This is a genomic window from Pseudomonas sp. PSB18 (assembly GCF_014596565.1).
GTDB lineage: Bacteria > Pseudomonadota > Gammaproteobacteria > Pseudomonadales > Pseudomonadaceae > Aquipseudomonas.
Genome location: NZ_NOIN01000003.1, coordinates 407,044 through 423,799, shown reverse-complemented (window position 1 = coordinate 423,799; position 16,756 = coordinate 407,044). Strand labels below are relative to the sequence as shown.

At 59.2% G+C, this 16,756-nt stretch carries 18 protein-coding genes; 12 read left to right on the top strand and 6 right to left on the bottom strand.

The features are described 5' to 3' along the window. The first annotated feature begins 382 nt into the window (after nucleotides 1–382). The 7 genes from cyoA to CGA22_RS09675 all read left to right on the top strand — a co-directional run bounded on the left by cyoA (nucleotide 383) and on the right by CGA22_RS09675 (nucleotide 6,029). Nucleotides 383–1,330, top strand: a complete 948-nt coding sequence (gene cyoA / locus CGA22_RS09705; protein WP_024777552.1) for a ubiquinol oxidase subunit II — start codon at nucleotides 383–385, stop codon at nucleotides 1,328–1,330. Between the two features lie 3 nt (nucleotides 1,331–1,333). Further along, nucleotides 1,334–3,364, top strand: coding sequence for a cytochrome o ubiquinol oxidase subunit I (cyoB, locus tag CGA22_RS09700; RefSeq protein ID WP_041022359.1), 2,031 nt, complete (start codon nucleotides 1,334–1,336; stop codon nucleotides 3,362–3,364). 3 nt (nucleotides 3,365–3,367) lie between these two features. Next, the gene (locus CGA22_RS09695; RefSeq protein ID WP_024777554.1) at nucleotides 3,368–3,994 is read left to right on the top strand and encodes a cytochrome o ubiquinol oxidase subunit III; all 627 of its coding nucleotides are present in this window, start codon (nucleotides 3,368–3,370) and stop codon (nucleotides 3,992–3,994) included. Continuing rightward, the gene (gene cyoD, locus CGA22_RS09690; protein ID WP_041022358.1) at nucleotides 3,995–4,330 is read left to right on the top strand and encodes a cytochrome o ubiquinol oxidase subunit IV; all 336 of its coding nucleotides are present in this window, start codon (nucleotides 3,995–3,997) and stop codon (nucleotides 4,328–4,330) included. It begins immediately after the preceding gene. An 11-nt stretch (nucleotides 4,331–4,341) separates the two neighbouring features. Beyond that, nucleotides 4,342–5,229 (top strand): heme o synthase, encoded by an 888-nt coding sequence (gene cyoE / locus CGA22_RS09685; RefSeq protein ID WP_025211928.1) that lies wholly within the window; start codon nucleotides 4,342–4,344, stop codon nucleotides 5,227–5,229. A 144-nt stretch (nucleotides 5,230–5,373) separates the two neighbouring features. Beyond that, nucleotides 5,374–5,718 (top strand): hypothetical protein, encoded by a 345-nt coding sequence (locus CGA22_RS09680; protein WP_041022357.1) that lies wholly within the window; start codon nucleotides 5,374–5,376, stop codon nucleotides 5,716–5,718. Continuing rightward, nucleotides 5,715–6,029, top strand: a complete 315-nt coding sequence (locus CGA22_RS09675; RefSeq protein ID WP_041022356.1) for a helix-turn-helix domain-containing protein — start codon at nucleotides 5,715–5,717, stop codon at nucleotides 6,027–6,029. The genes CGA22_RS09680 and CGA22_RS09675 overlap by 4 nt, the downstream gene beginning before the upstream one ends. Nucleotides 6,030–6,205: 176 nt before the next feature. Here the strand turns inward: CGA22_RS09675 and CGA22_RS09670 are convergent, their stop codons facing one another. From CGA22_RS09670 to CGA22_RS09660, 3 genes are all read right to left on the bottom strand, one after another. Then, nucleotides 6,206–6,910 carry a hypothetical protein gene (locus CGA22_RS09670; protein WP_041023469.1) on the bottom strand — a complete coding sequence of 235 codons (705 nt, stop codon included), beginning with the start codon at nucleotides 6,908–6,910 and terminating at the stop codon, nucleotides 6,206–6,208. Between the two features lie 139 nt (nucleotides 6,911–7,049). Beyond that, nucleotides 7,050–7,793 carry a DUF72 domain-containing protein gene (locus CGA22_RS09665; protein WP_052435155.1) on the bottom strand — a complete coding sequence of 248 codons (744 nt, stop codon included), beginning with the start codon at nucleotides 7,791–7,793 and terminating at the stop codon, nucleotides 7,050–7,052. Nucleotides 7,794–7,889: 96 nt separating this feature from the next. After that, nucleotides 7,890–8,798, bottom strand: coding sequence for a LysR family transcriptional regulator (locus CGA22_RS09660; protein WP_041023468.1), 909 nt, complete (start codon nucleotides 8,796–8,798; stop codon nucleotides 7,890–7,892). A 98-nt stretch (nucleotides 8,799–8,896) separates the two neighbouring features. Here CGA22_RS09660 and CGA22_RS09655 point away from each other — a divergent pair, with 98 nt between their 5' ends. Together CGA22_RS09655 and CGA22_RS09650 are read left to right on the top strand one after the other, a co-directional pair. Further along, the gene (locus CGA22_RS09655; protein ID WP_188258558.1) at nucleotides 8,897–10,069 is read left to right on the top strand and encodes an aspartate aminotransferase family protein; all 1,173 of its coding nucleotides are present in this window, start codon (nucleotides 8,897–8,899) and stop codon (nucleotides 10,067–10,069) included. Nucleotides 10,070–10,191: 122 nt separating this feature from the next. Then, complete coding sequence (locus CGA22_RS09650) at nucleotides 10,192–10,926, top strand: OmpA family protein (protein WP_041023467.1); 735 nt, start codon at nucleotides 10,192–10,194, stop codon at nucleotides 10,924–10,926. Nucleotides 10,927–11,107: 181 nt separating this feature from the next. Here the strand turns inward: CGA22_RS09650 and CGA22_RS09645 are convergent, their stop codons facing one another. Together CGA22_RS09645 and CGA22_RS09640 are read right to left on the bottom strand one after the other, a co-directional pair. Next, the gene (locus CGA22_RS09645) at nucleotides 11,108–13,000 is read right to left on the bottom strand and encodes an alkaline phosphatase D family protein (RefSeq protein WP_188258557.1); all 1,893 of its coding nucleotides are present in this window, start codon (nucleotides 12,998–13,000) and stop codon (nucleotides 11,108–11,110) included. Between the two features lie 162 nt (nucleotides 13,001–13,162). Next, nucleotides 13,163–14,158 carry a TRAP transporter substrate-binding protein gene (locus CGA22_RS09640; protein WP_041021273.1) on the bottom strand — a complete coding sequence of 332 codons (996 nt, stop codon included), beginning with the start codon at nucleotides 14,156–14,158 and terminating at the stop codon, nucleotides 13,163–13,165. Nucleotides 14,159–14,334: 176 nt separating this feature from the next. Here CGA22_RS09640 and CGA22_RS09635 point away from each other — a divergent pair, with 176 nt between their 5' ends. Together CGA22_RS09635 and CGA22_RS09630 are read left to right on the top strand one after the other, a co-directional pair. Beyond that, nucleotides 14,335–14,847, top strand: a complete 513-nt coding sequence (locus tag CGA22_RS09635; RefSeq protein ID WP_041021272.1) for a type VI secretion system amidase effector protein Tae4 — start codon at nucleotides 14,335–14,337, stop codon at nucleotides 14,845–14,847. Then, on the top strand, nucleotides 14,844–15,071 hold the full coding sequence (locus CGA22_RS09630) for a membrane protein (RefSeq protein ID WP_041021271.1): 228 nt from the start codon (nucleotides 14,844–14,846) through the stop codon (nucleotides 15,069–15,071). The genes CGA22_RS09635 and CGA22_RS09630 overlap by 4 nt, the downstream gene beginning before the upstream one ends. A gap of 58 nt (nucleotides 15,072–15,129) precedes the next feature. On the opposite strand, the gene CGA22_RS09625 is transcribed toward CGA22_RS09630, so the two are convergent. Then, complete coding sequence (locus tag CGA22_RS09625) at nucleotides 15,130–16,176, bottom strand: hypothetical protein (RefSeq protein WP_188258556.1); 1,047 nt, start codon at nucleotides 16,174–16,176, stop codon at nucleotides 15,130–15,132. Between the two features lie 173 nt (nucleotides 16,177–16,349). On the opposite strand from CGA22_RS09625, the gene CGA22_RS09620 reads away from it, so the two are divergent. Further along, nucleotides 16,350–16,721 carry a PH domain-containing protein gene (locus tag CGA22_RS09620; RefSeq protein WP_039592153.1) on the top strand — a complete coding sequence of 124 codons (372 nt, stop codon included), beginning with the start codon at nucleotides 16,350–16,352 and terminating at the stop codon, nucleotides 16,719–16,721. Nucleotides 16,722–16,756 lie beyond the last annotated feature (35 nt).

The window sequence follows — 16,756 nt, the reverse complement described above, 5'->3', positions numbered from 1 at the left end:
GAGATTGTTGCCGGTTTGGATAAAAATTATTTCGGGATGAGACATGGTCTCCGGCGCTTCAGCTCACTACAATCGCCCGCACCGAATATCCGACCCGGCTCAGGCTTGAGCACGAGAGGTGGTCGAAGGGCGCCAGCGCCCCATGCGACCCCAGGTGTCGGTGCCTTCCTACTACCTGCACCAAATGGAATTGGGCTGTAACAAGGCCTTTTACCGACGAATTCGAATAAGAACTCACTGCTGGCCCAGGATATGTCGAACAGCGTCTGACGCTCGACGGGCAGCCCTTATTCAGATCCAAGAAAATGCCAACCCTTGGCAGGGTGAAGTGTTGGCGATCAAAACCCAACTGCATTGCGCAAGCTGCTTTAGAGGTCGTGAGATGAGTAAAAACAGGTACCCCCGATTACTAGGCTTGTTGCCGCTGCTCGGCACGTTGCTGCTGGGAGGCTGCAACATGACCTTGCTCGATCCCAAGGGCCAGGTCGGCCTGGACGAACGAAACCTGATCATCACCGCCACGCTGCTGATGTTGCTGGTCGTTGTGCCGGTTATCGTCATGACGTTCCTGTTCGCCTGGAAATACCGCGCATCCAACACCAAGGCCGTGTACACGCCGAAGTGGTCGCACTCCACCAAGATCGAAGCGGCCGTGTGGACGATCCCGGTGCTGATCATCATTGCCCTGGGTTATGTCACCTACAAGTCGACCCACGCCCTGGACCCGTACCGTCCGCTGGAATCCGACGTCAAGCCGATCACCATTGAAGTGGTCTCGATGGACTGGAAGTGGCTGTTCATCTACCCGGAACAGGGCATCGCCACCGTCAACAAGATCGTGTTCCCTGCTCACACCCCGATCAACTTCAAGGTTACCTCCGACACCGTGATGAACTCGTTCTTCATCCCGGGCCTGGGCGGCCAGATCTACGCGATGGCGGGCATGCAGACCAAGTTGCACCTGATCGCCAACCAGAACGCCGAACTCGAAGGTATCTCCGCCAACTACAGCGGCGCGGGTTTCACCGGCATGAAGTTCAAAGCAATCGCCACCACTCAGGAAGACTTCGACGCCTGGGTCAACGATGTGAAGAAGGCACCTAAACAGCTTGAAAAAGCTGAATACGAAGCCCTTTCCAAACCGAGCCAGAACAACCCAGTCGAACTCTACTCCGCGGTCACGCCGAACCTGTTCCAGACCATCATCGACAAGTATGAAGGGATGAATCCGGGCAAGCCGATGCACCACGAGAAGAAAGAGCAGGAAGTGGCGCACAACATGGAAGGGATGGACATGAGTTCGCATTCAGCTGCCGGGGCAGAGGAGTAAACGATGTTTGGTAAATTAAGTTGGGAAGCGATCCCGTTCCACGAGCCGATTGTCATGGTGACCCTCGCCATCATCGCGCTCGGTGGTCTGGCGCTGTTCGCCGGGATCACCTACTTCAAGAAGTGGACCTACCTGTGGACCGAGTGGCTGACGTCGGTCGACCACAAGAAAATCGGCGTGATGTACATCATTGTCGCCATGGTCATGTTGCTGCGCGGTTTTGCCGACGCCATCATGATGCGTACCCAGTTGGCCATGGCCACCGAAGGTTCGCCTGGCTACCTGCCGCCTGAACACTATGACCAGATCTTCACCGCCCACGGTGTGATCATGATCATCTTCATGGCGATGCCATTCTTCACCGGCCTGATGAACCTGGCAGTACCGCTGCAGATCGGCGCCCGTGACGTTGCCTTCCCGTTCCTGAACTCCCTGAGCTTCTGGCTGCTGGTGTCCGGCGTCGTGCTGATCAACCTGTCCCTGGGTGTTGGTGAATTCGCCAAGACCGGTTGGGTTGCCTATCCGCCGTTGTCGGGGTTGCAATACAGTCCGGGCGTGGGTGTGGATTATTACATCTGGGCGCTACAGCTATCCGGGTTGGGTACGACGCTGACGGGGGTCAACTTCCTGGCCACCGTGCTGAAAATGCGTACCCCGGGCATGAAGCTGATGGACATGCCGATCTTCACCTGGACCTGCACCTGGGCCAACGTCCTGATCGTCGCTTCGTTCCCGATCCTGACTGCTACCCTGGCACTGCTGACGCTTGACCGTTACATGGATTTCCACATTTTCACCAATGAACTGGGTGGAAATCCGATGATGTACGTCAACCTGTTCTGGGCCTGGGGTCACCCCGAGGTGTACATCCTGATCCTGCCTGCGTTCGGGATCTTCTCCGAAGTCATCTCGACCTTCTCCGGCAAGAAACTGTTCGGCCACCACTCGATGATCTACGCTTCCGGCGCGATCTCGGTGCTGGGCTTCATGGTCTGGCTGCACCACTTCTTCACCATGGGTTCGGGGGCCAGCGTCAACGCCTTCTTCGGCCTGGCGACGATGCTGATTTCGATCCCGACCGGGGTGAAGCTGTTCAACTGGCTGTTCACCATCTACCAGGGCCGCCTGCGTTTCACCAGCCATGTGCTGTGGACCCTGGGCTTCATGGTGACCTTCGCCATCGGCGGCATGACCGGCGTACTGCTGGCCATCCCGGGTGCCGACTTTGTCCTGCACAACAGCCTGTTCGTGATCGCGCACTTCCATAACGTGATCATCGGCGGCGCGGTGTTCGGCTACATCGCCGGCTTTGCCTTCTACTTCCCGAAAGCGTTCGGCTTCAAGCTGCACGAAGGCTGGGGCAAGGGCGCGTTCTGGTTCTGGATCACCGGCTTCTTCGTCGCGTTCATGCCGCTCTATGTACTGGGCTTCATGGGCATGACCCGTCGCCTGAACACCACCACCAACCCTGAGTGGGTGCCGTACCTGTACGTCGCCATGTTCGGTGCGGTGCTGATCGCCGTCGGTATCGCCTGCCAGCTGATCCAGCTGTACGTCAGCGTGCGTGACCGCAACAAGCCAGAGAACATGTGCGAACACGGCGACCCGTGGGATGCCCACACCCTGGAGTGGTCGACCTCTTCGCCACCGCCGTTCTACAACTTCGCCGTGCTGCCGAAAGCGGACACCATCGACCCGTTCACCGAAGCCAAGGAAAACGGTACTGCGTACCAGACTCCGTCCAAGTACGCGCCGATCCACATGCCGAACAACACCGCTACCGGTGTGGTCATGGGCGGCCTGTTGACCGTATTCGGTTTCGCGATGATCTGGCACATCTGGTGGCTCGCCGCCGCCAGCCTGGTCGGCACCGTGGTGTATTTCGCCATCCATGCCGCCCGCGACGATCAGGGCTACATGGTGCCGGTGGATGTCATCGAGCGCATCGAAGCCGAGCAGCACAAACGTCTGGTCGCGGCCGGGAAAGTCCGGGCCACCGCCACCCGTGTTGAAACCTCGTTGGAACAGGCTTAAACCATGTCGAACTTAGTGACCAATGTTGGACACGCCCATGGTCATGACCATGGGCACGATGACCATCACCACGATTCGGGCGAGATGACCGTATTCGGTTTCTGGCTCTACCTGATGACCGACTGCATTCTGTTCGCGTCGATCTTCGCGGCTTACGCGGTGCTGGTAAACAACGTCGCCGGTGGCCCGTCGGGCCACGACATCTTCGAGCTGCCGTACGTACTGGGCGAAACCGCTCTGCTGCTGTTCAGCTCGATCACCTACGGCTTCGCCATGCTGGCGCTGTACAAGGGCAAGAAAACCCAGGTCCTGGGCTGGCTGGCCATGACCTTCCTGTTCGGTGCCGGCTTCATCGGCATGGAGATCAACGAGTTCCACATGTTGATCTCCGAGGGCTTCGGTCCTAACCGCAGCGGCTTCCTGTCCGGGTTCTTCACCCTGGTCGGCACCCACGGTCTGCACGTGACCAGCGGCCTGATCTGGATGGCGATCATGATGTACCAGGTCCAGAAAAATGGCCTGACCGCCACCAACAAGACCCGCTTGAGCTGCCTGAGTCTGTTCTGGCACTTCCTGGACGTGGTGTGGATCTGCGTATTCACCGTTGTTTATCTGATGGGGACCCTGTAAATGGCTAACGCACATTCCCATGATGGTCATGACGCCAGCCACGGCAGCGTCAAGTCCTATGCCATCGGCTTCATCCTGTCGGTGATCCTGACCGTCATCCCGTTCGGTCTGGTGATGTACCCATCGCTGCCCAAGAGCCTGACCCTGTGGATCGTCCTGATCTTCGCCGTGGTCCAGGTCCTGGTGCACCTGGTGTACTTCCTGCACCTTGACCGCTCCGCCGCCCAGCGTAACAACGTGATCGCGTTTGTCTTCGCGGCGTTGGTGATCGTCCTGCTGGTCGGCCTGTCGTTGTGGATCATGTTCAGCATCCACACCAACATGATGGCGCACTGAGGAAAGTCCGGATGTCCTTAAAGCACTTTATCCAAATCACCAAGCCGGGGATCATTTTCGGTAACGTGCTTTCTGTGGCAGGCGGGTTCTTCCTGGCCTCGAAAGGGCATGTCGATCTGGCCATCTTCCTGGCGGCGATGATCGGCACGTCCCTGGTGGTCGCGTCCGGTTGCGTGTTCAACAACTGCATCGACCGCGACATCGACATCAAGATGGAGCGCACCAAAAACCGTGCGCTGGTCCAGGGGCTGATCCCGGTACAACTGGCCCTGGCGTTCGCCACGGTGCTGGGCGTGGCCGGTGTGGCGCTGTTGTACCGGGTGGCCAACCCGTTGGCGGCGCTGTTCGCGGTGATCGGTTTTGTCATCTACGTCGGCCTCTACAGCCTGTACCTCAAGCGCAAGTCGGTTCACGGCACGCTGGTGGGCAGTCTGTCGGGGGCGATGCCACCGGTGATCGGCTATGTGGCGGTCAGCAACAGCTTCGACATGGCTGCGCTGACGCTGCTGGTGATGTTCAGCCTGTGGCAGATGCCGCATTCCTATGCCATCGCGATCTTCCGCTTCAACGACTACCTGGCCGCCTCGATTCCGGTGTTGCCGGTCAAGCGCGGTATCCGCGTGGCCAAGAAGCACATCCTGCTCTACATCCTGGCCTTCCTGGTGGCGACCTTGATGCTGACCTTCAGCGGCTACGCCGGCATGAGCTACCTCGCCGTCGCCGCCGCCATGGGCATGTACTGGCTGTATATGGCCTGGACCGGCTACAAGGCCGTGGATGACACGGTCTGGGCACGCAAGCTGTTCGTGTTCTCGATCTTCACCATCACCGCTCTGAGCGTCATGATGTCCCTGGACTTCAAAGTGCCAAGTGAGCTGCTGCTGACCTACGCACCTTAAGCGCCAGACGCCCCACAAAAAGCCCCGCCTTCGAGAGAAGCGCGGGGCTTTTTCATGGGCACTGACCTGAACGGTAAGGTCTGTCATTTAGAGCAATACAATGTTGGATGTTGAACTATAGGCAGATTGCCTATAGTTTTGCCCATGCGAACCTTATTTTTTGAAACCTCTTCATTTACCGCCACGGTAGGCCGTTATCTGACGGACGATGAATATCGCTTGCTTCAATCTCATATGTTGCAGCATCCAGAAGCGGGCGACCTCATGCCCCGCACAGGTGGCTTTCGTAAATTGCGTTGGTCGGATGGACGTCGTGGCAAAGGGAAGCGAGGAGGGTTGCGAGTTATCCACTATTGGCTTATGAATGATGGTCAATTCTGGATGTTTGCGATTTATGACAAAGATGAATTGGAGAACCTGACCTCCGAGCAGGAGAAGACGCTCAAGCGCGCCATAGAAGTGGAGTTGAAAATACGAGGTACCTTATGAAAAAGCGCGACCTATTTGCCGAGTTGATGCAAGGCGTTGAGGAGATGGCTTCTCATCGAGAAGGCAAGATCACCCTCCGCCAGATATCGGCCGAAGACAAGCCCGCTCCAGAGGTGTCGGCGCAAGAAATCGTGGCTCTGCGGGACAAGCTCCATATGTCTCAGGCCGTTTTTGCAAGGAGCATCAGGACCAGCCCCGGTACGCTTAGAAACTGGGAGCAGGAGAAATCCAAACCCAACGCCCAGGCCGCTTTGTTGATCAAACTGGTCGAAAAGTTTCCAGATATGGTCGAGCGGCTCGGCGCTGTCTGATCAATCAGTGTCATGAAAAAGCCCCGTCTTCGAGAGAAGCGCGGGGCTTTTTCTTGGGCGTCTTCCCGCACTGTTGTTTCTATTGTGGGAGCGAGCCTGCTCGCGATGGCGGCGGCACATCCAACATCCATGCAAGCTGAACCACCGCTATCGCGAGCAGGCTCGCTCCCACAGGCTTATTGTTGGGCGATGCTGTAGCCGTCAAAGGCCTTCTGCTGTTGCAGAGCAGTGATGATGCTTTTGCGGGTGGCCTGTTGTTCGGTGCCGTCGTTGTCTAGGAACAGGTCGTTCTCCAGCTCCGCCTCGTCCCCTTCACCGACGAAATTGAAGCCCAGGAATTCGAAGGCCTCACGGTCGACGTTCGGCTTGGAACTCGGGGTGCGCAGGGGCAGGGTGACGCTGATGCCGTCCTTGCTGATGACAAACACTTGCGCTTCCTTCTTGGCCCGCGAGGCCTTGCCCTTGCTGCCGCTCGGGTTGCTGATGGCCTGGTGGGTCTGGTTCAGCACCTTCAAGGCCAGGCCATAGACCAATTCCTGGAAGGCCGGGTCGTCCTTGTAGCTGGAAAGAATCCGGCTGATGGGGAAGCGGCTGCTCAGGTCTTCCAGCGCGGCGAAATCGGCGGCTTCGGCGTCCTTGAGCTGCTTGAGCTGGCCCATCAGTTCGTAGGCCTTGTCATCGTCGAACGCATCGTGGGCCTGGCGAATGGCGCTGCGCAGCTCGCGGATCTGGTCGCTCTCGCGGTTCGACTGGAAGGCATCCAACACCATCTCACTGATGGTCTTGGCTTGAGGCAGATGCTGTGAAAGATTGATGGAGTTTTCGTATTCCGCTTTGGACGACAGGGTGATTACGGATTCAGCGGTGTTGGAATCGGACATTGAAATTTCACTACTTCTGTTAGCTGGATAAGACGAGAAAGGCATTGAGCTTTTTTTCGGTCGCCTAATCTATTGGACGCGGGCGGTGTTGTCACGGCTGATCCGGTGGCTAGTCGGCATTTGTTGCCGGCATCGGCGTTCAGGCGCCCATCAGCGCCGCCAATCGCAACGCGTCGGGGATAGCGGCGCCGCTGGCGGTGTTGTCGAAGATGCACCAGGTCGGCGTATCGGGCTCGCGTTTCAACTGCCGGACGAGTTGCTCCAGCCAAATGTCCTCGTAGCGGGAGTAATAGATCCGCGGCGAGCCGTGCAACCGGTAGTAGCGCACCCCAGGCCAGCCTCCGGGCTGATCGCAGCCGGGCAAGGGCGATGGATCGGCGGCCACGCGGCCGATGTGTTCAGCGTGCAGCAATGCCGTGACGTGCTCGGCCAGCCAGCTTGGATGTCGGGGCTCAAGTACCGCGTGGCCCTGATAACGGTCCCGCAAGGCCTTGAAAAACGATTCGGCCACCCCGGCATCGAAAGCCAGTGACGGTGGCAACTGGATCAACAGGCAGCCGAGCTTTTCCCCCAATTGCGAACACTGCCCGAGAAACTCATCCACAAGCCCGTCGCAATCGCGCAACCGCCGTTCATGGGTGATCTGCTTGGGCACCTTGACCGAGAAGCGGAAGTCCGGCGCGACGCTGTCCGCCCACTTCGCATAGGTGGCGGGACGGTGCGGACGGTAGAACGAACTGTTGATCTCCACGGCCGGGAAGCGGGCGCTGTAGCGTTGCAGGTGGGTGCCCTCCTCGGGAAAGACCGGCCATTGCTCCCGGGGCAGCGACCAGCCGGCGCAGCCCAAATGGAAGTGAGGTGAGGAGCGAGATTGAATCGACAAGGGCAATGACCTGTACCGTCTCTGGTTTCGCTGGGGTGTTCTGTAGCCCTGAGAGGCTACATTTCCAAAAGTAGCCTCTCGGGGCTACTCCTACGTTTAGTCAGCGGATCTCGCCCATTTCTCCAACGCGAATTCCACAAAACTGCGCAGCTTCGGCAAACGGTAGCGGTCCTGGGCGTAGATCAGGTTCATCGGCCGATGGGGCAGTTGATAATCCTGCAGCAACGCCACCAGGTGCCCATCCTTCAGATCCTGCTCAACCAGCGCATCGGGCAGCATCACCACGCCCATGCCGGCCAGGGCCGCGCGGTGCAGGCCCGCCGAGCTGTTGATCAGCATCGGTCCGTTCACGGGTACTTTGATTTCGCCGTCCGGGCCGTTGATAGGCCAGTGGTCCTGGGCGAAGCGCCACTCGTCGCCGGCGGAATAGGCGAACGACAGGCAGTCGTGTCCTTGCAGGTCGGCAGGCTGTTGCGGGATGCCCCGGCGGTCCAGGTAGGCCTTGGAGGCGCAGATCGTCAGGGTGTAGTCCATCAACGGCCGGGCGATCAATTTCGGATCGGACAGGCCGAGGCGGATGGCGGCATCGAAGCCGTGGTCGAGCAGGTCCAGGCGCTGGTTGGTCAATACCACGTCGAGTTTGACTTGCGGGTAACGCTGGCTGAACTCGGCCAGGGCCGGCGCAAGGCGTTCGGTGCCGAAGGTCAGCGGCGCGGTGATGCGCAGGGTACCGGCGGGTTCGCCTTGGGTCTGTTCGGCCAGGCGCTCGGAGTCGGCCACCAGCCCCAGGACTTCCAGGCAACGCTGATAATAGGTCGAGCCAAATTCCGTCAGACGCTGCCGACGGGTCGTGCGGTTGATCAGCCGTACCCCCAGGCGCTGCTCCAGTGCCCGAAGGTGATTGCCCACCATGGTGGTGGACATTTCGCACGCCTGGGCCGCCGCGGTCAGGCTCCCGGTTTCTACCACTTTGACGTAAACCGTCATTGCCTGGAACAGATCCATTATCAAACCTGGCTTCTAAATGATTGAGGTAAAGCAGCGTTTATCCAGCAGAGGTGGCTAACCATACTGGAAAAAACCACCCGATGGAGCTTGATGTCATGACCGCCGCCTGCCTGATGACCACCTACCAACCCCTGGCGCTGAGTTTCACTCACGGGCTGGGGACGCGCCTGTGGGACCAGGACGGTCGCGAATACCTCGATGCGGTGGCCGGTGTGGCGGTGACCAATGTTGGTCACTCCCATCCCCGGCTGGTCGCCGCCATCAGCGAGCAGGCCGGTCTGTTGCTCCACACATCGAATCTGTACAGCATCGACTGGCAGCAACGGCTGGCGCAAAAGCTCACGCAGCTGTCGGGGTTGGAGCGGGTGTTTTTCAATAACTCGGGTGCCGAGGCCAACGAGACCGCGTTGAAGTTGGCGCGTCTCTACGGCTGGCACAAAGGTATTGAGCAGCCCCTGGTGGTGGTCATGGAAAACGCCTTTCACGGACGCACCCTGGGCACCCTGTCCGCCAGCGACGGCCCGGCTGTACGGCTGGGTTTCAACCGCTTGCCGGGGGATTTCATCAAGGTGCCGTTCGGCGATCTCGCCGCGCTGGAACACATCCAGCAGGCCCATGGTGAACGCATTGTCGCGATACTGGTGGAACCGATCCAGGGTGAAAGCGGCGTGCAAATGGCACCGCCGGGCTATCTCAAGGCTTTGCGGCAGCTGTGCTCCCGGCGTGCCTGGTTGTTGATGGTCGACGAGATCCAGACCGGCATCGGCCGCACCGGCCAATGGTTCGCGTTCCAGCATGAGGGCATCGTGCCGGATGTCATGACCCTGGCCAAAGGGTTGGGCAATGGCGTGCCTATCGGCGCGTGCCTGGCGCGGGGCAAGGCGGCCGAGCTGTTCACCCCCGGCAGTCATGGCAGCACTTTCGGTGGTAATCCGCTGGCGTGTCGGGTCGGTTGCACGGTGTTGGACATCATTGAGGAGCAGGATCTGGTGGGCAACGCCAGGCGTCAGGGTGAGCAACTGCTCGTCCGGCTGCGGGCGGAACTGGTGGACAATCCGAACGTGCTGGCGATTCGTGGCCAGGGATTGATGGTCGGCATCGAACTCAAGCAACCGGTCCGCGACCTGGCGCTTTGTGCCGCTCGGGACCACGGCTTGTTGATCAATATCACCCGGGGCAAGACCATCCGGTTGTTACCACCGTTGACGATCGATGGCCGGGAAATCGAGATGATTGTCCGGGGGGTAAGCCGCAGCCTTGTCCAATGATAAAATCGGCCCGGGCGAAGCGCAGCGTGACGGAATTTTTAACGTTTGCTGCGTTCCAACGCCAGCCAGAGTCGATTGCCGATGTCCTGGCACATCAGACTGAAAAACCAGGAGCTTGTCCCATGTTCACCTCGCGTCGCTTGATCGTTGTCGCTACCGCTGTGGCCTTGTTGTCCGGCTGCGCGTCGCCTAACCCGTATGACAATCAGGGACAGGCTTCCACGGATTCTTCAGGGATGGGCAAAACTGCCAAGTACGGCGGCCTAGGAGCCTTGGCCGGTGCCCTGGCCGGTGCGGCCATCGACCACAACAATCGTGGCAAAGGCGCGCTGATCGGCGCCGCGGTCGTGGGCGCTTCTGCGGCAGGTTACGGCTACTACGCCGACCAGCAGGAAAAGAAACTGCGGGCCAGCATGGCCAACACCGGTGTTGAAGTGCAGCGTCAGGGCGACCAGATCAAACTGATCATGCCTGGCAACATCACCTTCGCCACCGACTCGGCGAACATCGCATCGAGCTTCTACCAGCCGTTGAACAACCTGGCCAACTCCCTCAAGGAGTTCAACCAGAACCAGATCGAAATCGTCGGCTACACCGACAGCACCGGCAGCCGCCAGCACAACATGGACCTGTCCCAGCGCCGTGCCCAGAGCGTGGCGACCTACCTGACGTCCCAGGGCGTCAGCGGTGCCAACCTGAGCGCCCGCGGGGCGGGTCCGGATAATCCGGTGGCCAGCAACGCCGACGTCAATGGTCGGGCACAGAACCGTCGTGTCGAAGTCAACCTCAAGGCCATTCCGGGCCAGCAATACCAGGCACCGGCGCAGCAAGGGCAGACTTACCAGCAGTACCCATGATTGCCTGACGGCAAATAAGAACGGGGGGCCATGGAAACATGGCCCCCCGTTTTTCATTTCCAGCCTGACGCCAGCCCGTGGCGAGGGCACTCGTTTCCACAGCATCTGGCACACCACACATCCACTGTGGGAGCGAGCCTGCTCGCGATTGCGGTCTACCAGAGTCGGTGGAGTCCCGCCCTCAACGCGGCCCCAGCATCCGCGTCGGCGGCTTGCCGTTGGCGTTGTGCTGGTAGATCTGTTCCGGCTGCCCCTGCTCATTGAAAAACACCTGCCCGATCCCGGCCGAGTTCCACAAGCGCTCACCCGCCTCGGCATGTTCCGGAGTGTGAGGGATGATGCGCATGCGTCGGCGCTGGGTGAACCAGTTCAGGGGCGAGCGTGGGGCGTAGAGCCAGCGGTTCAGGCGGTCGAACCATTCCAGCAGCACCGGCGGGAATTCATTCTTGATGCCACTGCTGGTGATCTGCCAGATGCGTGGGCCGCCCTTGCGATGAGGAATCAACACCTCGTAGACGAAGGAATAATGCACATCCCCTGACAGCACCACGTAGTTCCCCGGTGTCCGCGAGTGTCGGAAAATATTCAGGATTACCTGGGCCGCGCCGCGGTGGGCCATCCAGTTCTCTGCGTCCACCAGCAACGGATAGCCACACCAACTGAACACCCGCTGCACGGTTTCGATCAGCTTCACCCCGAAGATCGGCGCTGGCGAAACGATGATCGCCGAAGGGTGGTCCAGCAGTTCCTGTTGCAATTCGCTCAGGGCTTCCCAGTCCAGCAAACCGGAGGGATGCCTGAGGTTGCGTTCGCTGCGCCAGCGGCGGGTGCGGGTGTCGAGCACCACCAGGGCCGGGGTGCTTGGCAACACGTAGTGCCACTGCTGGAAGCCCAGCAAGGTATCGATCAATTTGTCCTGGGGGCCACTGTCCAGGTAGCGGTCCCGTGCCGTGTCGCTCAGGGCCACGGTCTGCCGAACCAGATCCTCGAACGCATCCGGGTTGTTGCCCCAGCCCTGGCAGAGCATGTAGGCGATCAACGCGTTGCCGATGATGCGCTTGGAGAACGGGTGGCCGTAGGCCGTTTCTTCCCACTGCGCGGACAGATTCCAGTCATCGGTGATGTCGTGATCGTCGAAGATCATCAGGCTCGACAGATGCGCGAACACCCGCGCCACGCCATCCAGGCCAGCCTTGAAGCCATCGATGCGTTGCTGCTCCAATACGTAGCGCTGGCGTCGTTCGGTGGTCAGTTCGGGTGGCTGCGGGTCGATCAACGTCCAAGGTACCGGCGACCAGGCCAGCAGATACATCGCCATGACTTCGGCGAAGGTCACCAGATGATTGTCGGCGCTGCTGCTGGTGAAAATCGGCTTGCGCGCGCCGCCGAAAAATCGCTCGCGCAGGGTTTCATTGCTTTCCAGGGCAGGCAACAGATCGGCGCGATGGTAGTAGCTGGCTGGGTGTCGATAGAGCCGGGCGCTGTCTTCCACTATCGCACCGTCCAGGCATTCCTCGAACAACCCCAGCCGCTCGATCAATGCATGAATGGCTCGCAGCATCGGCCCGGCCACGTCATCGGCATAGACTTGATCGCCGCTCATCATCAACAGTGCCGGCCGTTGCTCAGGCGCCTGGGCGAGCAGCCGGTCGACACAGAGCAAACCGTCGTTGGCCGGATGATGAGGCTTGCGGCACGAGCCGTGGACCAGTTGCCCGATACGCGAGTGCAGCACGAAGTTCGGCCGTTTCGCCTCGCCATACAGCAGGCGCGGCGCCCACTCGGCGATGGGCGTGCCGTCCACCAGCAGGTCGTATTCAAGCGCGACGTCCTGGGGCAGGGGATGTTCGAGCCGGACATCGATCAGGTGCACAAACGCTTGCTGGCCCACCGGTACCACTGTGCAGCGGTCGGTATCCAGCGCCAGATCGCCCACACCCTCCACCCGCAACGTCAATGCCAGCGACCGCGTCCCCACCAGCCACATCACCAACCGCGTGGGTTCCAGCCGCCGCAACAGCGGACCGACCAGGACGGGGGGCAGGGTGATGGAGATATCAGCAGTGGACGGCATGCGCGGGTAAAGCTCTGGTTCAGAACGAGGAGGGGATCATAACGCAATGTGCTTTGGCACTGAGGAGGGGTGAACAAGAGCAGCAAAGCGACACGGCTCTTGTGGCGAGGGGATAAATGCCCTCGCCACAGGAGAGCGATATTCAGTCGATCGGCAGTCCGGTCACTGAACCTGATTGGCCGCTTGCGCTGCCTTGAGCAGATCCGTTCCGATTTCCTTCTCGAACTTCGCCCACACCGGCTTCATGCTGTCCCGCCAGGCGTTGCGCTGTTCCGGTGTGAGGGTAATGATCTCGGTGGTCTTGGCGTCCAGGACATGTTGCTTATCCTGCTGGTTCAACCGCTCCGCCTCACCGTTGGTATAGATGGTCACCTCCGCCACGATCTTGTCCAGTTCGGTGCGGATGTCCGGCGGCAGGCCATTCCAGAAATCGGACGTGGTGATCCACATGTAGTCGAGTGCGCCGTGGTTGGTCTCGGTGACGTACTTCTGTACCTCATGCAGCTTCTGATTGTAGAAGTTCGAGTAAGGGTTTTCCGCGCCATTGACGACGCCGGCGCGCAAGGCCTGATACGCCACGGAGAAAATCATCGGCTGCGCCTTGGCGCCGACTGCCTTGAACTGTTCCTCCAATACTGCGGAAGTCTGTATCCGGAACACCAGGCCACGAGCATCCTCGGGCGTGCGCAAGGGTTTGTTGGCCGACAGCTGCTTCATGCCGTTGTGCCAATAAGCCAAGCCGGTGATGTTCTTGCTTTCCATGGACTTGAGCAGCTTCTGCCCCTCGGGGCTCTGTTGAAAGCGCTCCACCGCGGCCATGTTGTCGAACAGGAACGGCAGGTCGAACAGCTGCACCGTCTTGGTGTACTGCTCGAACTTGGCCAACGAGCGCGCAATCATCTGCACGTCTCCCAGCAGCAGGGCCTCCATCTCCTTGTCATCGTTGTACAAGGTGGAGTTGGGATACACCTCGACCTTCACCTTACCCGCCAGTCGCTCCTCCACCAGCTTCTTGAACATCAACGCGCCCTGGCCCTTGGGCGTCTGTTCGGCCACGACGTGGGAAAACTTGATCACGATGGGTTCTGCCGCCATGGCCGTGCCCAATGCACTGAACGCGAGGGTACAGACGAGCGCTTTCCAAAGAGGTTTGAACATTGCGAAGTTCCTTTTTATTTGTCTTTATCGTACGGGCTCATTCAAAACCCGGCGTACAGTGGACAAACGACAAGTCTAGGGGAAAAACCGCCGGTTGCAGGATGCCTGTCCGAGAGAGGGGGCTGGTATCTGCTAGGCTACGCCGTCAGAGTCGAGGAACCTAAGGAAGGGGCAGCATGTTTACATTCGATAAGTTATGGAACAGCCATCCGCAGATATTCGGCGATGCCGCGCCCTGCAGAACCAAGGGCGCCAAGAACTTCAGCGACCAATGTGCGATCAGCCTCGGCGTAGCCCTGCGTCGCGCCGGTGCCGACATGAGCCAGCTCAAAAGCGTGCGCCATTGTTGGCAACACCCCAAAAGCGAAGGGCACATACTGGCCGCCGAAGAGCTCGCCAATGCCTTGAATCGCGCCAGGGTTCCCGGTTTGCAGCCTATGAAGACAGTCAAGAGTGAAGACTTCGAAGACACCCTGAAAGGGCAGCAAGGTGTTATTTTTTTCAAGGACTTCTGGCGTCGCGCAAATGAAACCACCGCCGGTCGCAGTGGTGACCACATCGACTTGTGGAATGGCCGGCGCCTGACGGATTGGATGAGCTACGTGCGTATACAGATGGGCTTTTCGATCGAAGGTACGTTTTCGGATTTCCACGACTCCAAGGACATATGGTTCTGGAGGGTCATATGAATTTCATCAAGGGAGCGTTGTTTGTCCTCTTGATCATTGCCCTGGCGGTTGGCGGGTTCAATCTGGTTTTCATCGCGGTCGGAAACTATTTTGGGCCGTTCTACGAAAGTGAGGCGGATCAGAGCCGTAACTTTGCAATCTGGTTGTTCGGTAATGTCGGGGTGGTGATCATCGCGACGGCGGTCGGGGTCTTGTGGAATCGCCGGCGCAGCCGCCGATTCTGAACCCGCCACAGCATCGCAAGAATGCTGTGGCGGGTTCGGAATGTGGTTGAGTCAGCGGCTAGTTGCGTTTCCAGCACTCCGCAAACCGCGCACAGACCTCGTACCGCTCATCCATCCGCGCCATCCTTTCCAAGTGACGATCTACTGCTTCGACCGTCACTCCATTCCCGATCCGGAAGTACTCCACCATCATCGCGACGTCCAGATCGATCTCGGCTTTCTCCGGTTTGGCATTGGCGGTCTTGGGCAATGCCCACTGTTCCAACTGCTCGTCCTTCAACTGCCGCAGGCGCACCTGATATTCGTCCTTGAAGCGTTCCAACGAGTGCGCCTTGTTCTGCGCCATGTCATCGCCAAAGGTCTTCAGGTTTTCCCGGTACAGCGTCCAATAGTCAGCCGGCAGATCGAAGCCGAGCTTGGCCTTGCGTTCGCTGATCAATGTGTCCAGTTTCTCTGGCGAATAATTTTCGACTTTTTCCTTGGCCGGATCGGTTTTCACGGTGACGACCAGGCTTTTATCGATAACCCGATTCATCAGCTCCAGGCGATGGGGCGTGTCCGGGTAGGTTTTGGGAAACAGCGGGTTGCGACCGGCGCAGGCGGGGAAGTCGTTTTTCACGAGGGGAATCGGCGTGCGTACGTCCTTGCCATCGATCCGTTGCAGGCGCTGTAGCTGGGTCATGCAGTATTTGCTATCGGCCTTGAACCTGACCTCGTATTCCGCATTGGCCTCGGGGGTTAAGTTGAAACCCTTGCCGCACACCGCATAACCGGTATTCATGTTGGTCCGCAGGTGGATCTGCTCACCCGGCTTGAGCTTGACTTCCAGGTACCCCTTGGCGTCCTTGGGCGCTGGAACGCTCATGCCTACGCGCCGTGCGGTGTCGCCGAGCAGCAGGTTATTGAGGATGCCGGTGGTTTGCCCATCGCAATGGGCTGCATCGAAATAATCCAGCGTGGCGTTGCTGGTATCTGCAACGAATCGCAGCTTGGCAGCGTCCGGTTCGGTGGCGTCGGGATAAGAGCCGTTGACGCTGCAGCCGCCCAGCAATACGAACAGCGCGGATAATGCAAACAGCGATGGCGGGCAGCGGAGGGCGAACATGGGTCATCCTTGAAGGGGCAAAAAGTCGCTGAATGCTACTGAAGTGCCACTATCTCGTCCACCCACACCTGGCCGGTCCTGTCCGCGGCCTTGTGATCGTCGCGCCAACTGCTTCAGAATCCCATCCGCCCCAGGAAGCCTGGAACGCTTTTCAACTCGACAAGGATTTACGGATGATCGACTTCAACAATAAAGGCTTCTTCAAACTCAAGCAGAACGACGAATATGCCGAGCGTGTCACGGCTCTGCTACTGGACGGCGAGCAGGTCATCGATGCTTACAAATCCATGCGCGATGGCGTGGTCTTCACCAACAAGCGCATTATCGCGGTGAACGTGCAGGGCATCACCGGCAGCAAGAAGGACTTCACCTCGCTGCCATACAAGAACATCGTGGCTTACTCGGTCGAAACGTCCGGCACTTTCGATCTGGATTCCGAGCTGGAGATCTACTTTTCATCCCTGGGCAAGGTGAAATTCGAGTTCACCGGCAAGACAGGGATCGTCGAGATCTCGAAGGTGATCTCCCGGCATCTCCTGGCTTGACCTCTGTACCCGCTGGAGAAAGGGGCGCCAGGAAT

Coding starts and splice junctions, on each gene's coding strand:
- cyoA (WP_024777552.1), top strand. CDS start 383: ATGAGTAAAAACAGGTACCCCCGATTACTAGGCTTGTTGCCGCTGCTC.
- cyoB (WP_041022359.1), top strand. CDS start 1,334: ATGTTTGGTAAATTAAGTTGGGAAGCGATCCCGTTCCACGAGCCGATT.
- CGA22_RS09695 (WP_024777554.1), top strand. CDS start 3,368: ATGTCGAACTTAGTGACCAATGTTGGACACGCCCATGGTCATGACCAT.
- cyoD (WP_041022358.1), top strand. CDS start 3,995: ATGGCTAACGCACATTCCCATGATGGTCATGACGCCAGCCACGGCAGC.
- cyoE (WP_025211928.1), top strand. CDS start 4,342: ATGTCCTTAAAGCACTTTATCCAAATCACCAAGCCGGGGATCATTTTC.
- CGA22_RS09680 (WP_041022357.1), top strand. CDS start 5,374: ATGCGAACCTTATTTTTTGAAACCTCTTCATTTACCGCCACGGTAGGC.
- CGA22_RS09675 (WP_041022356.1), top strand. CDS start 5,715: ATGAAAAAGCGCGACCTATTTGCCGAGTTGATGCAAGGCGTTGAGGAG.
- CGA22_RS09670 (WP_041023469.1), bottom strand. CDS start 6,910: ATGTCCGATTCCAACACCGCTGAATCCGTAATCACCCTGTCGTCCAAA.
- CGA22_RS09660 (WP_041023468.1), bottom strand. CDS start 8,798: ATGGATCTGTTCCAGGCAATGACGGTTTACGTCAAAGTGGTAGAAACC.
- CGA22_RS09655 (WP_188258558.1), top strand. CDS start 8,897: ATGACCGCCGCCTGCCTGATGACCACCTACCAACCCCTGGCGCTGAGT.
- CGA22_RS09650 (WP_041023467.1), top strand. CDS start 10,192: ATGTTCACCTCGCGTCGCTTGATCGTTGTCGCTACCGCTGTGGCCTTG.
- CGA22_RS09645 (WP_188258557.1), bottom strand. CDS start 13,000: ATGCCGTCCACTGCTGATATCTCCATCACCCTGCCCCCCGTCCTGGTC.
- CGA22_RS09640 (WP_041021273.1), bottom strand. CDS start 14,158: ATGTTCAAACCTCTTTGGAAAGCGCTCGTCTGTACCCTCGCGTTCAGT.
- CGA22_RS09635 (WP_041021272.1), top strand. CDS start 14,335: ATGTTTACATTCGATAAGTTATGGAACAGCCATCCGCAGATATTCGGC.
- CGA22_RS09630 (WP_041021271.1), top strand. CDS start 14,844: ATGAATTTCATCAAGGGAGCGTTGTTTGTCCTCTTGATCATTGCCCTG.
- CGA22_RS09625 (WP_188258556.1), bottom strand. CDS start 16,176: ATGTTCGCCCTCCGCTGCCCGCCATCGCTGTTTGCATTATCCGCGCTG.
- CGA22_RS09620 (WP_039592153.1), top strand. CDS start 16,350: ATGATCGACTTCAACAATAAAGGCTTCTTCAAACTCAAGCAGAACGAC.